Annotated in this window: 9 protein-coding genes; 2 read left to right on the top strand and 7 right to left on the bottom strand. The window is 62.1% G+C overall.

Going from position 1 to position 14044, the window contains the following annotated elements; translation table 11 throughout:
* Positions 1 to 67: 67 nt before the first annotated feature.
* Entirely contained in the window at positions 68 to 619 is a 552-nt protein-coding gene (locus tag ACODR8_RS06630) for a TetR/AcrR family transcriptional regulator (protein ID WP_489006496.1), read from the bottom strand.
* Between the two features lie 232 nt (positions 620 to 851).
* Between ACODR8_RS06630 and ACODR8_RS06635 the strand changes: the two genes are divergently transcribed.
* Positions 852 to 1169, top strand: a complete 318-nt coding sequence (locus ACODR8_RS06635; protein WP_489006497.1) for a 2Fe-2S iron-sulfur cluster-binding protein — start codon at positions 852 to 854, stop codon at positions 1167 to 1169.
* Between the two features lie 15 nt (positions 1170 to 1184).
* On the opposite strand, the gene ACODR8_RS06640 is transcribed toward ACODR8_RS06635, so the two are convergent.
* The 5 genes from ACODR8_RS06640 to ACODR8_RS06660 all read right to left on the bottom strand — a co-directional run bounded on the left by ACODR8_RS06640 (position 1185) and on the right by ACODR8_RS06660 (position 8928).
* Positions 1185 to 1628: a MarR family winged helix-turn-helix transcriptional regulator gene (locus ACODR8_RS06640; protein WP_489006498.1), complete on the bottom strand. Its 444-nt coding sequence runs from the start codon at positions 1626 to 1628 to the stop codon at positions 1185 to 1187.
* Between the two features lie 53 nt (positions 1629 to 1681).
* Positions 1682 to 2002, bottom strand: coding sequence for a hypothetical protein (locus ACODR8_RS06645; protein WP_489006499.1), 321 nt, complete (start codon positions 2000 to 2002; stop codon positions 1682 to 1684).
* 134 nt (positions 2003 to 2136) lie between these two features.
* Complete coding sequence (locus ACODR8_RS06650; RefSeq protein ID WP_489006500.1) at positions 2137 to 3675, bottom strand: GH39 family glycosyl hydrolase; 1539 nt, start codon at positions 3673 to 3675, stop codon at positions 2137 to 2139.
* 13 nt (positions 3676 to 3688) lie between these two features.
* Positions 3689 to 6358, bottom strand: a complete 2670-nt coding sequence (locus ACODR8_RS06655) for a glycoside hydrolase family 2 TIM barrel-domain containing protein (protein WP_489006769.1) — start codon at positions 6356 to 6358, stop codon at positions 3689 to 3691.
* A 131-nt stretch (positions 6359 to 6489) separates the two neighbouring features.
* Entirely contained in the window at positions 6490 to 8928 is a 2439-nt protein-coding gene (locus tag ACODR8_RS06660) for a TonB-dependent receptor (protein ID WP_489006501.1), read from the bottom strand.
* A 296-nt stretch (positions 8929 to 9224) separates the two neighbouring features.
* Between ACODR8_RS06660 and ACODR8_RS06665 the strand changes: the two genes are divergently transcribed.
* Complete coding sequence (locus ACODR8_RS06665) at positions 9225 to 12551, top strand: glycosyl hydrolase (RefSeq protein WP_489006502.1); 3327 nt, start codon at positions 9225 to 9227, stop codon at positions 12549 to 12551.
* An 8-nt stretch (positions 12552 to 12559) separates the two neighbouring features.
* On the opposite strand, the gene ACODR8_RS06670 is transcribed toward ACODR8_RS06665, so the two are convergent.
* On the bottom strand, positions 12560 to 14002 hold the full coding sequence (locus tag ACODR8_RS06670) for an alginate export family protein (protein WP_489006503.1): 1443 nt from the start codon (positions 14000 to 14002) through the stop codon (positions 12560 to 12562).
* Positions 14003 to 14044 lie beyond the last annotated feature (42 nt).

The raw sequence follows: 14044 nt of genomic DNA on the forward strand, positions 1-14044 counted from the left end.
TTTGGATCAAAGGCGCGCGGGCCTTATCGGACCCTTGAAAACCGGCATGATCTGATGGTTTGGGCGATTATTCGCTGGCGCGCGGGCGACGCGGCGCAATCACCGCCGATTCCACCAGTTCGTGCAATATGTCCGCCACGGCTTCGGACGAATATTCGCCCTCATCCTGCTTGAGCCACCAGGACAGCGTTTCGACGATCAGTGTGGTGCTGCAAATCACCGACAGCTCTTGCGGCAGCCAGGTCGGATAGTCGGTAAACTCGGCCGCCAGCGCCATGGACAGCTGCATCAACTCTTCCCGCATCGCGCCGCCAGCGCCGCCAGTCAGCAGCGCGCGCCACAATATCCTGCGGGTGGCGACATAGTCGCACAGCGCCAGAAATCCCTCATGGCTGTAGCCATGGGCCAGGGATATGGCGACCAGCCGGTCGATCTCATCCTGCGCCACATGGTTCAGCAAGGCGTCCTTGTCGGCATGATGGCGAAAAAAGGTGGCGTTATGGACCCCGGCCCTCGCGCATATTTCGCGCACCGTGATCTGGTCGAACGCCTTTTCAGACAGAAGGTCCAGCAATGCCTGCCGCAACGCCGCGGCGCTACGTATCTGCCGCGGGTCCATGCCTCTTGACGAGCGCGCTTCAGGCAATCTATGCGACTCAGCGTCGCTTAAATGGGCAGACTTCGCCACTTGCTTCGCTGACGATCCATGTTCCGTCTTTTCCTGTTTCACCACAACACTCCTGCATCCGATTTTGAAGAAGCAGCTTGCGCCGTCCGTCAACGAAAAAATGTGTGTGGCACGATCAGCAGCAGCGTCAGCCGCCACCAGAAACATGACAGAGGAGTAGATTATGCCTGAAATCCTGGTAACCGACCGCGCCGGTCAGCAGACCGTCGTAGAAGCAACGACGGACCGGACGCTGATGGAGATCATCCGCGACGCCGGTTTTGATGATATGGTGGCGCTATGCGGCGGATGCTGCGCCTGCGCGACCTGTCATATCCATGTCGATCCGGCGTTTGCAGACAGTCTGCCGCCGATCAGTGCGGACGAAAACGACCTGCTCGATACCTCGCCGCATCGCACCGCCGGGTCGCGTCTGGCCTGCCAGCTATCCTTTACCGACGCCATGAATGGGTTGCGGGTCGAAATCGCGGCAGAGGATTGATCGCTTTTGGGGGGATCACCCCATCCTGAAATCGCGGAGCATCTGGGCGCACAGGCGGATCTGGTCCGGCTTGTACTGCGCCCAGCGCTCCTGCAACATCGTCGTCATTGCGGTGCGCACCTCATCGCAGATCGCAGCGCCAGCTGCGGTCAGCGTCAGTTCGGTCCGCCGCTGGTCCGCCGCGCTCTTGTTTGCAACCAATAGCTGCGCCTTTTCCAGACGACCAACTTCCGCCGTAACAAGGCTGCGTCCGATTCGCAGCATGGTGGCAATGTCCAGCGGGTGCAGGCAGCCATTGGATATCATCAACAATATCCATGTGCCGCGCGGCCCCAGATCATGGCGCCTGCTGATCTTGTCGGTGACGGATCGCAGAGGTCGGGATGCGAAGGCCATGCCTTCATACAGCATCCCGACCTCATTCCAGCTTAGTTGTTCGTTCGTCTGGCCCTCTGTCATGGCCATAGTCTGGGGTTCAGACCGACCAATCGCAAGGGCCGGACGGCCAGGATTCACTTGGCTGCGGGCAGCTTGGCCAGATCGCCCTGGATGGCGGCGAGCGCCTTGTCCGTCACCATGTCCGGTGCATATTGCTGCACCGACTTGAGCGTCATGCCGCGCGCCATGCTGATCTGGTCGTTGGCGGTAAAGCCGGGCAGATGCTTGTCGACGATCGCCTTGGCCGCAGGATCGTCCAGCAAGGTGCCGATGTCGGTCGCTTCGACATTATAGGCCGCCGCCGCTGCTGCTGGCGCGGCCGTCTGGGCGTAGCTCCCCGTCGCGGAAACCGACGCGGCCATCAGCAGCGCAGAAGCGATAAAAATGCGTTTCATAACAAAGCCTTTCAGTGTTTCAGGGCGAGGCTGTTGCCTTCTGCGCTCCAGCCTAATCATCGCCGCCATCGCGATCAAGATATTTAATTCAAAAGTTGAACTAATAATAGCGTCCACATATGTCCGGCTCAGTGTCAGCCTTTGAGTTCCAGCAGCGCGACTCCTTCGGGCGGCAGGCGCAACTGGAGCTTGCGGTCCTTGCTCAGCCGCAGCGTTTCGGGCGGCGCGATGTCCGCCCGTTTGCGCAGCAGCGCCAGCTGTTCGGGCTTGGGATATTGCGGCGATCCCATTTCGCGCCAGGCGGGCATCGGCGATCCGCGTTCCTGGTCGACATAGCGGACAGCGACGCTTTGCCCCGCCCGCGCACCGATCATGTCGATGATCAGCGTCTTGGCCTCGCCCCGCACCGTCCGGGTATGGCTCAATCCCGGTATGCCCGACGGCTGCGTTGCCTCGGCCAGGTTCCACACCAACGCGGCGATCGTCCCATTGTCCCGGCGCGACGCCAGCGCCGGACCGCTGCTCTCCAGCCGCTGCGTCCCCAATGCGCTCAGCAGCTTGTGGGTATTGAAGGAAGGCTTGGCGATCCCGGCGGAGATCATCCCCCAACCGCTATCGCCTTCCTTCAATATATAGTCGGCAATGCCCAATTCCTCATATTCGCAGCTCATCACCCATGGCGACATGGCCTGGCAATAGGGCAGCGATTCCTTGACGACATGGGCGATCATCGCCGGGCTGTCCGACGACCATTCGGTGATCCACAGCGGCTTGCCCGCAAATGTGCTGGCGTCGATCTGCTCGCGCGCCTGCTTGATGGCGCGGGGGATCACGTCATTCTGCGAGGTCCGCGCCGTCCCCTTGCCAAACAGCTTGTCCTGCGAGTCCCCGGCATAGACATGGGTGGTGAAGAAATCGACCGGGGTATTGGTCTCCGCACAATAGGCGGCGAAATCGGCGATCCACTCGACCGATGCGGTGGATGGACCACCCACCGGGATCTGCGCGTCCACCGCCTTGATCGCCAGCGCGGTCGCCCGGTAAAATTCGAAATATTGCTGCTTGGTCCCGGTCCAGAATACGCTCAGATTGGGCTCGTTCCACACCTCGAACGGCCATTGCCGCACCTCGGCGATGCCATAGCGGTCGACCAGATGCACGACGAAGGCGGTGATGAACTGCGCCCAGGCCTCGTTCGACTTGGGCGGCGTAATGACCCCGCCGTAAAAGAAGAAACTCGTCGTCCCCGACGCCAGCCCCTTGGGCATGAAGGATAATTCGACAAAGGGCTTCACCTTGCGCGCCAGCAGCCCGTCATAGACCTGGTCGACCCGCTGGAAATTGGGCGTCGGTCGCATCCGGTTGAGGATGGTCGGCGTCATCACCGACATTTCATCCGCGAAAATGCCATGGAAGCGCACCCGCTGCGTCCCGACCTCGTCGGTCCAGCGCTTGAGATCGTTGCGCCACGGCTCCCGCAGGGTGATGGCCGCCCGGTCCGACCCGACACATTCCGTCCAGATGTGCGGCAAGGGGCCAGTGGATTTGCGCGTGTCGATCGTTACCGGCACGATCTCCTCATTCGCCCTGGCAGTCCCGGCATAAGCCGCGCCAATCGCTGCCAGTGACCCCGCGCCTAGCAGCGTGCGGCGGCTCAATCCATCCTCGTCCATCCTGAAACTCCTCTTATCTGGGCGTGACCGCGATGGCCGCCACGACCGCACGGCCGCCTTCGCCCGCGAAATCCAGCTTCAGCACACCGTCGGTCACGCGAACATCGAACTGCTTGCGCAGCCCGCGCATTGCGCCACCCGCTTCCTTGCTGACATCGAACGGGGCCAGCGCCACCTTGCCGTTGGCGCTCACCCGCATCGTCACCGGCTCGGTCAGCACCTTGCGCGGCTCGAACGTGTCAACCGTGACGGTCCAGCGTCCATTGCCGACCGGAATGGCGTAGGAGAAGCTATCGCCCTCCCGCCAATAGTCATAGAGGGCGGGAATAGCCGCTTCCACCGTGCGCGGCGCCATCATCCGCTGGCCGCCAAAGCCGCCCATGTTCAGCACGACGGGGATTCCCCCGGTCACGAAATCGTCGGAGCCATAACGCTGCCCGGCAATGACGCTGCTGCCCAGATCACCTGCGTTGACGAAAATGCCCTTCGCCGGGTCTGGCCCGTTCCAGTTCGCCTCGTCACTCACCCGCGCGCCGTTAAATTCGGCGGTCGCCACGATCCTGTTGTCGCCGGGGCGCAAGATGACATGCGGCCACAGGCAGATACCGTCGGTGCAGGCTGCCGCGCCGACAGGGCTGCCGTTCAGCACCAGCTCGGCTTTTGCGGCATTGCTATACGCCTTGACCGTAATATCGCGATAGGCCCGCTCGCTATAGCGTTTCTGCGTCAGGTGCAGCGTCGGCGTCGACGACCATTGCGCCTTGTAGAAATAGAAGGCGTCCTTGCGCTCCTTCCGGTCTGCCGTCACCAGCCCCTTATTGTTGAGGTCGATGGAGTCGCCTTCCTTGCGCAGGTCGCTGGCAAAATCGAACATGTTCCAGACCCAGCTGGCAAAGACGAACGGGCGCTGCCGGATCGCGGCCCAATTTTCCTCATGATACCAGCTTTGATATTCCTCCGGGTGCGGCGTGCCGGTAAAGTTGAGATAGCCGTCCGCGACATTGTCCGAATGCTGGCTGGTCGCACCGCCCGCGCCATATTCGGACAGGGATATCGGCAGTTGCGGATGCTTGGCGTGGAATATGTCCAACTGTGCGCCCAATTGCTCGCGCGCCTTGCGCGGCTGGGGATAATACCAGCCATAGTAGCGATTATAGCCGATCAGGTCGGCCGTCCCCGCCAGCTTTTCGCCCGCCGTCTTGACCAGGTTCAGCCCCTCGCAGCAGTCGGCGAATATTGTGGGGCGGAACGGATCCTCGGCCTTGGCGATCACATTCAAATGTTGCAGCAGCGCCAGCGGCTTCATGACCTCCTTGCCGACGCCAAAGCCCTTGGCGGAATCCACTTCATTGCCGATCGACCACATCATGACCGAAGGATGATTATATTTCTGCCGGATCAGTTCGCGTAATTGCTGTTCGGCATTGGACCATAGTTCGGGCGATCCCTGGCCCCCGGTCACGCTGGGCGATGTGACATAGGGCAGTTCCGCCCAAACGACCATGCCCGCGCGATCGGCCTCGTCGCTCCATTCGTCGGCCTGTTGATAATGGGCCTCGCGGATCGTGTTCGCGCCCATTTCCACGGCCATCGCCATATCCTGCGCATGGTCCGCCCTGGTCAACGCCCAGCCCACATCGGGCCGATCCTGGTGCCGGGACACGCCATGCAGCGCCACATGCTTGCCGTTCAGGAAAAAGCCCTTGTCCGCGTCGATACGGAAATCGCGGATGCCCAGCGGCTGGACCAAGCTGTCGATGCGCCGCCCCTTGTCGACCAGCTCGGCACGCACGGAATAGAGATAGGGATCGGCCGTCCCGTTCCACAGGTGGGGGGACGGCACCACCATGTCGATGGCTTGTTCGCTCGCACCCTTGGCGATGCTTATCGGCCGCTCCGAACGGGCGACGGCTTTGCCGTCCGCATCCGCGATCGTCGTCACCAGCGTCAATCGCCGACTGCGAGCGGCCGAACTACGCAGTCGCGCCAGCACATGAACCGCCGCCTTGTCCGCCGTGATCGAACTGGTGCGTGCATAAAGGCCGGGACCGCCAAAATCGAGCGGATCGAAACTGACATCGGGCAGGGTCAGCAGCGACACTGCACGATACATGCCGCCATGGACGAAAAAATCTCCGGCCAGGGGCAAGGTCTCGGCCGTGCTGGCACCCGCCACCGGCTTGCTGTTATCGGCACGGACGGCGATCAGATTGTCGGCACCCGGCTTCCATTGCTGCGTCACGTCCAGCCGGAAACGGGCGAACGCACCCTTATGCGTGCCGACATGCACACCATTCACCCAGATGTCGGCAATCTTGCTGACCGCGCCGAAATCCAGATAATAGCGCTGCGGGCTGGTCCCTGCCGATGGCGCACGCATTTTCAGCCGATACCAGCCAATGCCCTGCCGGTTGTCCGTGCCGGGCGCGCGCTCCGTGCCATAGCTGCCCAGCCGGTTCCAGCTATGAGGCACCGACACGCCGTCCCAACTGCTGTCGTCAAAGTCGGGCGATCCTGGCGCGTCGCCCGTCTCGCCGAACCGAAATCGCCAGCCCGAATCAAGGGTGATTGACTGGCGACCGGCGGTCTCCGCTTGCGCTACATCCGCTGGTGGCGATCCGGCTTGCGCTGCCATCGGGACGGCCAGAGCCAGCAGGCTCGCCACGGTCAGATACAGCTTCATCGACACCCTCAATCCTATTCCAGTCCTTGCCTATAATGTGATGCAGGCAAACCGGCATACTGTCTTGCCAGACGATCGGCTGCCTGCACCACTATCGCTAGAGCGATGCTGTCCGGGGGGACTGAGACATTTTATCGTGACCCGAAGGCAAAGCGCAGATTGACGCCAAACTCCTGCGGCGCCGTCAACGACCCGCCGGTATAGGTGCTGGTGGCCGAAGCGCCCGTCGGTCCGGTCAGAACCGGTGCACCATTGGCGAACTGCCCCGCAAAGCCAAGCTGCTGGTAGGAGGTGAACAACGGATTGGTCCGCGAAATCACCCGCGTCGTGTTAAAGACATTCTTGGCAAAGAAGGACATTTCCCACATTCCGTCATGGCCACGAACCCCGGCATAGAGGTTCAGCAGGCCATAGGAACTGACATTGTCGAACGGGTTGGTCGGATCGCCCTGTGACTTGCCATTATAGGAAAACAGCCCGCGCACGTAGCCATCTGTCGCGCTCGAAACCGGCACGCGATATTCCGACTGGATCGACGCACTGAACGGCGGCAGGAAGGCCGACCGGTCGTTGGACCGGCAGGTGGACAGATTGTTGGCACCGACCGCCGCCTGCAACGCGGCCAAGCTGGGCGTGCCGGTCGTGACATCGGGAATGCCGTCGCCATTAATGTCGTTGCACGCAACCACGCCATTCTTGATCTTGCCCAGCGAATAGCTGGCCGCGAGGCCTACATTCAGGCGGCTGCCGATCGCGGCCTGAAGATCGGCCTCGATGCCATTGACCTCGACCGGCACGGGGGACACGAAGTTGAACTGGCCTACTTGCTGGCTCAACCCTGTCACCGCGCCCGAAGCGTTGGTCACCGCCACGGTGTTGACATAGAAAATGCCGGTCGGGGACCTGTAGGGGAAATTCTGGAATTTCTGATGATAGGCGGTCAGGTTGAATTGCGCGCGGCCGCCAAACAAATTGCTCTTGAAACCCAGTTCGTAGGATTTTGAGCTTTCAGGCGGCACGGTCACGAAGGATCGTTCCAGCGCCGACGATGCCAGATTGAAATTGCCGATCGCCGTCAGGCCCGGCCGCCAGGAACTGCCGGTGCTGGCATAGACCATGAAGTCGGGCGTGAAATTATGCTTTACCGATGCGGCATAGATCAGCTTGCCTTCGTCGCGATCCTGCGCGTCGATGACCCGGCCGCCGACGCTGAAATTGCCAAGAAAGCTATAGTCGATGCGCCGCAACCCGCCCGAAATTTCGGTATTCTTGCCGATATGGGCGGTCAGATTGCCGAAGAAGGACTGTTCATGCTCCTTGGTCGGTCGACCGATCGGGGTGTTGACGATCTGGGCAACGCCGCCGCCAAAGGCCAGCGGCAGGCGCACGACCGTCGGCGTCGTCAGGCTGGTCCGGGACGCATTTTTATAATCAAAGACGCCAACGACATAATCCAGAAAGCCGAACAGCCGCTCTTCATTCTGCAAGCGCAATTCGTGCGACGTCGCCTTGGCGCGCGTATTGGTGACCTGTTCGACGACCCGGCCGGGAAAGAAAATCGCGTCGTCGGCATTATCGCGCGAAAACAGATTCTGGGTATAATGCTGGCCCTGATAGACAAGCTTTTGCCCCAATTGCGCGGCTTCGGCCTGCCAGTTGTAGATATTGAACCGCTGCCGGACCGGGCGGGGCCGTTCCTGCAACGACAGGCGGTCCTCGGCGGTGATCAGGACCGGGCTGGGCGCGGCGGCCGGATTGGCTTCGCTGAACGAAATGGCCTGATCGTAACCCAGCGCGTTGCGCTTGATATATTGATATGTGCCTTCAAACCGCAGCCAGTCGAGGGGCGTCGCCAGCGCGGACAGACGCCCGCTGGTCGTGGTCGAACGCGGATCGGGGTTTTTGGCGGCACGCACGCGGTCGCCCTCATTCTCGTCCCATACGCCCGCGGCGCGCAGGCCCAATATGCCCTCGATCACCGGCACATTGACGGCACCCTTCGCATTCATCGTGCCGATGTCGTTCGCGGTCAGATCGACAAAGCCGCCATATTGGAACAGGTCCGGCTTTTTGGAGGTAACCGTAATCGACCCGGACGGCGCGGCGCGTCCGCGCAGCGTCCCCTGGGGACCGCGCTGGACCTCGATCTGGCCGATGTCATACATTTGCTGCAAAATGACGCCCGCCGTGATCGGCGCATCGTTGAAGTAAAATTCGACGGTCGGATTGTTGCCGCTGGCATTCAGGTCGAAATTGATCCCGCGCAGCTTCGCATTGGCGCCGATGCCGTTGGCGTTGGAGGACAGTTCCAGGCCGGGGACGAGCGATTGGACATCGCTGAAGCTGCGCAGGTTGAGCTTGTCGATCTGTGCCGAGGTCACGGCGTTGACGACGGCCGGCACATCCTGCAACCCTTCGTCACGACGGCGGGCCTGAACGATGATGTCCGCCATGGATGGCTGGGACACGCTGCTACTGTCGTCCGTCGGGACGGTTTGCGCCCACAGCGGTGTGGCGATCAGCATCGCACTCAAACTGACGCCCCGGCGCATGGCTTGCATAGCTTTCATGGAACAATCCCCTCCGATTTTGACGAGCTATTGCCGCTCGTTCCGTGTGATTTCGTGCATCGACCGACTCAGGAGCGCTTTTGCTTCGTCATCAATCTATGCGACTTACAATCGCATAAGTTGTCGCCGTTACGCTTGTCAAGCAGCCCGATGCCTGCCCCTGCGACCGGCTTGACCAATCGTCGAATAACCGCCTATGCGATATGTAGTCGCATACATCACACATAACGCAGACTATGTCCAACTCACTGTCGGAAACGACGCCTGAGCGATAGGACAAGCCAAGGAGAGGCTGGATGAAGCATCGAACCGGATGGATTGGCGCGCTGGCTATGGCCAGTGCTTCGCTCTTGGGGCTGAGCGCCCAGAGCGTCGTCGCCACGCCTTCGGACGACCCCTTGCGCACTGGGTTTGAAACCCCGCCGCAGGACGCCAGGCCGCGCCTTTGGTGGCACTGGATGGGCGGCAACATATCCGCCGAAGGGGCCAGGCTGGACCTGGAATGGATGCAGCGCATCGGCATTGGCGGGGTCCATGCCTTTTCCGGCGGCAAGCTCCCGACGCCCGCCGTCGTCAAGCCGCCAAAGCCCTTCATGTCCACCGAATGGCAGGCCATATTCCGCCAGTCGCTTGGTCAGGCGCATGACGCAGGCTTTGAATTCGGCATCGCCGCCTCGCCGGGGTGGAGCGAGACTGGCGGACCATGGGTCGCACCCGCCGATGGCATGAAGAAATATGTCTGGAGCGAGACGCTGGTAACCGGCGGAAAGCCCTTTACCGGCCAGCTTGCCCTGCCGCCGTCGGCCACCGGGCCGTTTCAGGATGTCGGCAAGGGCGCTGCCGGGCCGCGCAGCTATGGCGACACGGCGGTCATCGCCTTCCCGACACCAGCGCCCGAACGCGATGTGCCGCCGCCGGTCTGGACGCGCCTTCCGTCCGATGCCGCATCGGGGGCCGTCCCGTTACCGGCCTCGCCAGCGGCGCTCGACCTTCCGCTCGACGCGGAAATGGGCGTCACTTTGGTCGCATCCTATCCTCGTCCGGTGCAACTGGGTGCCATCACCATCGGGATGAAAAATAATGCCCAGGCGATGATTGAGGTCGATCATGGCGATGGCCAATGGCGGACCGTCGCCCGCGCCCTGATCGAAGCGTCCAATGACCAGTTCATCCATCCAGCGCCGCAGGAAACTATCGCTTTCCCACCAGTCGTCGCGCGTCAGCTCAGGCTGCGCCTGTTGCCGGTGACGTTGCCATCGCGCGCCTCACTGGACCGCTTCCTGCCCAAGCCCCGGCTGGATGCCGTGTCGGTCACCCGACTGGCGCTGCACAGCGGCGCGCGGATCAACGGCATCGAAGCCAAGGCCGGTTTCCAGTCGACCATATCCCAGGAGGCGGCCTCACCCGCGCCGGTCGCGGCGAAGGATGCCATCCCCCGCAATCGGGTCGTCAACCTGACCGCCCGGCTGCGGCCCGATGGATCGCTCGACTGGACGCCTCCGCCGGGCAATTGGACCGTCCTGCGAATGGGATGGTCCCTCACCGGCGCGGTCAATGCGCCCGCCGAACCCAGCGCGACCGGGCTGGAGGTCGACAAGCTCGATCCCGCAGCTGTGGGCCGTTATCTGGACCATTATCTGGGGCTTTACGACCGGGCCAGCGGCGGACGGATCGGCGCGGCGGGTATCGGGTCGATGCTGACCGACAGTTGGGAGGCTGGCGTTCAGAACTGGACCCCCAAAATCCTGGCCGAATTTCAGGCGCGCCGCGGCTATGATCCCGTCCCCTTCCTGCCCGTTCTAACGGGCCGGGTGGTCGGCAGCAGCGCGCTGTCGGAAGCCTTCCTGTTCGATTTCCGGCGAACGCTCAAGGATATGGTCGCCGACAATCATCATGCGGTGCTGGCGCGGACGCTTCATGCGCGCGGCATGACCTATTATTCCGAAGCGCAGGGCGATTTCCCGCGCGCCATCGTCGATGGCATGGCGCTCAAGGCGCGGGCCGATATCCCGACCGCCGAATATTGGTATCGCCCCTTTGCCACTGCGCCCGGCCAGCCACCGCTTGCCGCCGACCTCAAGGAGAGTGCGTCGGTCGCCCATCTCTATGGCAAGAAATTCGCCGCAGCCGAAGCACTGACCGTGGCGGCCATTCAGGACCCCTGGGCCTTCTCGCCAGCGATGCTGCGCCCGGTCGCCGACCGGATATTCGCCAGCGGCATCAATCGCCTGCTGCTGCATGAATCGCATCACCAACCGCTGGTGGACGCAAAGCCGGGCCTGTCGCTCTTCATCTTCGGCCAGTTCTTCAACCGCAACGACACATGGGCGGAGCAGGCCGGGCCATGGGTCACTTATCTCGCCCGCACATCCTATATGCTCCAGCAGGGTCGCCCGATCGCGGACATCGCCTATTTCTATGGCGAGGAACGCAGCCTGACCGAACAATATCTCGATCGGCTGGAAAGCGACATTCCGGCAGGGTTCGACTTCGACTATGTCAATGCCGAAGCGCTGGTGAACCTGCTTTCTGTCCGCGATGGCCGGATCGTCACGCCCAGCGGCATGGACTATCGCCTCCTCTATATTCCCGACCGCATCCAGCGCTTCACTTTGCCCACGCTCAGGAAGATCGAGCAATTGGTGGCGCAAGGCGCGACCGTCGTGGCGCGCCGCCCGATCGGCGGCTTGGGCGTGCTAAGCCCCGACAGCGCGATCGAAAAAATCGCCAATCGCCTATGGGGATCGCGTGACCGCCCGCGATCGGCAAGGCGCGTATATGCCAGCATCGCCGAGGCAACCGCGCAGCAGTCTATCACCCCCGATGTCATGTTCGAGGATGCTCAAGCAGCCAAAGACATGCTCTGGCTGCACCGCAAAGCTGGCGACACCGATCTCTATTTCCTGTCCAATCAGAGCGACAAGCCGGTAAGCCTCTGGGCCAGTTTCCGCGCGGACGGTCGCGCGCCGGAGCTTTGGAACGCAGACACCGGAACGAGCGCACCGGCCAGTTTCCGTCGGGCATCGGGCCGCACCAGCGTGCAGATCACACTGAACGGCCATGAATCCGGCTTCCTGGTGTTCCAGCGCCCCACCGCGCAAGCAGCCTGGACAGCCGCAGAACCGGTCGAAACAATATTGGCGACCATGAATGACAATTGGCAATTGTCGTTCGAACAGGGTCGCGGTGCGCCCGATCAGGCCCATTTCGACCGGCTGATTTCCTGGCCGGACTCAGCCGACCCCGGCATCAAATATTATTCCGGCAGCGCCAGCTACCGCCGTGATTTTGATATGGCGTCTTCCTGGTTGCAGGCTGGGCGACGGGTCACGCTCGATCTGGGCGGGGTGCATGACATCGCGACCGTTATCGTCAACGGCGTCCCATTTGCGCCTTCATGGCACTCCCCTTATCGCATCGACATCGGCAAGGCGCTCAAGCCCGGCAACAACCGGCTGGAAGTCCGTGTCGTCAATCTCTGGCCCAACCGACTGATCGGCGACAAGCAGCCGGGCGCACAGCCCGTCGCCTTCGCGCCGTCATCCCCCTATAAGCCGGACTCGCCATTATTGCCGTCGGGATTGCTGGGGCCGGTCCGCCTGATCGGGGTGGATGGCCGGTAGGATGCGCATCAAAACCGGAAGCTCAGCCAGGTCGCCAGAAAGGCGGAGTTGCGATAGCCAGCGGCCTTTAACACCTCTTGCGCCTGTAAATATTCGGCCCGCGTCGTCAGCGTCAGTCGCGGCGAGATGGAATAGACGATCTGCGCCCGCGCGAGCTGCGCCACTGCCTTGCCCGGCACCTGTTCGGTGCCGACATAGGGCGAATAATTGGCACGATAAACGGCATCACGCGCATCGTCGCGCCAGCTGAACTGATATTCCAGGCTGGCGCGCACACCCTTGATCGGCTGAAACGAGATATTGGGCGCGACCGCGATCAGGTTGGTGGCGGTCAGGAACAGGCCGTAGCTGAAATAGATATTATTGCCGAACGGGGCATAGGCGTTACGCAGCGTCCCCCTGTCATAACCGCCCCCGCCGCTGCCATAATCGACATGGATGCCGATGCGCGGTGCGCTCTTGTCCGCACCCAGCCGGACCGTTTGCGCGGCAAAAGCCTGCCAGGCGCGGATCGGCCGGTCGTTGAACTGGCCATATTGGTGAACCAGCGTCCAGTCGAGCGCGACCGGACCGACATCGCCCCATAAACGCGCCCCGGCATAATAGCGCACCGCTGGCGACACGACGCCGCCCCATGTCCCCACGCGATTGCGCCGCCGCCAGAAGAAAGGGTCGAAATAGAGGCTCGATCCGCCCAGCCAATGGGTCGGCAGCACGAAGCCCGCCGACACGCCGCTGAACCGCCGGTTCTTGTCCGGCACATCGTCGCCCAGACCGCCATTGCCCAGATCAGTCGTTTCGAAATCGAACAGGGTTGCGCGCATCGTAGGGGTCCGCGCCCAGGCGCGGGTGCCGTTCAGGACAAAGCGGATAGTGTTATTGTCGCGCTGGGATATCAGCAGGTTGGGACCGTCGGTGAACTCCTGCCGTCCATAACGTATGCCCAGATCGACTTCGCCCACGCGCGCCTTGGCCTCGGCAAAATATTGCTGGCGCACGAAGCTGTTGCGCAATGACCCGGACGGCGTGCCGACATTCTTGCCCGATAACTGGCCATGGGCAATTTCGCCATAGAAGCGCAGATGATCGCCAATATGCAGGTCCGCGCCGCCCACCAGGCGCACGATGTCCTGCCGCTGTTCCGGCCCTTCGATCAGTTGGGGATTACTGGTCAGGTTCATGCGCAATCGCGCTTCACCGCTCAGCGTCAGATAGATGTCGCCATCCTCATCGAGCGGCAGATATTTGAGACGATCGAGAATGTCGTCGCGCTTGGCCGGGTCGCGATAGGCGCTCCAATCCTCTGCCCAGCGGGAGAGGTTATAGCCCTTCGTCGTCGCGCCATCGCCCTGAGCGGCGGCGGGATAGGTTTCGGGCGCAGCGGTCTGGGCAGCTACGGGCATCGCCCAGGCGAGCATCAACGCGCCGCATAGCAGGCGGGTCATGGACATGATTTTGGAACCAATCTGTCAGGGGAAAGCGGCCGTCAAGCG

It is taken from the genome of Sphingobium sp. FG58 (genome assembly GCF_057809055.1).